Here is a 1,192-nt window from a genome sequence, read left to right on the forward strand (position 1 = left end):
TTTTCTTTGCTTTTTATTCCCTTCTTAATGTTCCTCCTCATTTGTAGTTCTTTGATTCCATTCCTATCTTTAAAGGTGTCCGAGGTTGTTCTTCCTATCCATACTGGTATTTTAGAATGGCTGGAAAATAATAGTGGATTTCTGAATATCCAATGGGTCGTGGGTGAAATTGATGTGTCCTTTATCATCGTTTACCTTGTCACTTTCTGTCTAATGATGATGCTATGGATAAAGCAAAAACATGCTTTTGCATTCTTGGCAGGTTTGTTGAGTGTATGTGTAATCATTTCATTCTGCTTGCTTCCTTATTTTTCTTCAAATGGTCGCGTGATCATGCTGGATGTCGGTCAAGGAGACACTTTTGTCATTGAGCTTCCCTACAGGAGAGGTGTTATTATGATCGATGCTGCAGGTCCACCTGTTTTTACAGAGAATGATGCGAAGATAGCGGAGAATATCATTCTTCCTTATTTGAAGTCTCGAGGAATTTCCTGGTTGGACACAATCATTGTTTCTCATAAAGATACAGATCATAGTGGGAGTGTAAATTTCTTATTAGAGGAATTAAGTGTGGAAAATTTGATGATTAGCCCGTTCGATCCTTTAGAAATAGGTGGTGAAAAAGTGGTGAGAGTGCAGGGGGGAGAATCTGTGAATGTAGCAGGCCAAACCTTTTCCATTCTACATCCGATGGAAGATTCAGGAAATGCTAACGATAACTCAATAGTTGTTAAATTTTCGTTAGGTGGTCTTGACTGGTTATTTACGGGTGATGCTTCAGTTGAAATTGAAAAGAAGCTGTTAAGAAAAGGGACTGACGTGAAGGCTGATGTATTAAAAGTTGGTCATCATGGGAGTAAGACTTCAACGTCTAAAGAATGGCTTGAAAATGTTTCACCATCCTTCGCATTAATCTCGGCTGGTCAGGATAATCGATATGGACATCCCCATCATGAAGTGGTAGAGAAACTGTCAGCTGAAGGGATTATGTTTCTCCAAACGCCTGAACATGGTGCAGTTCAATACGATTTCTCAAATGAAAGTGGAACATTTTCTGTCTTTGTACCGTATAATGCGAGCAGAGAATAAAAAAAGACTGCTAATGCAGTCTCTTCACTTTTGTATTCAATTACTGTCCGATAACTGAGAATACAATGCCGATAAAGAAAATGACGAAAAAGAAAACAAAAGA

1 protein-coding gene is annotated in these 1,192 nt (G+C 38.5%); it reads left to right on the forward strand.

The genetic code is table 11. The features are described from left to right. Positions 1 to 1,089, forward strand: a 1,089-nt coding sequence (locus LD39_RS12275; protein ID WP_035546966.1) for a DNA internalization-related competence protein ComEC/Rec2, incomplete at its 5' end; no start/stop codon positions are given. Positions 1,090 to 1,192 lie beyond the last annotated feature (103 nt).

Source organism: Halobacillus sp. BBL2006 (assembly GCF_000786645.1).
Taxonomy (GTDB): Bacteria; Bacillota; Bacilli; order Bacillales; family Halobacillaceae; genus Halobacillus.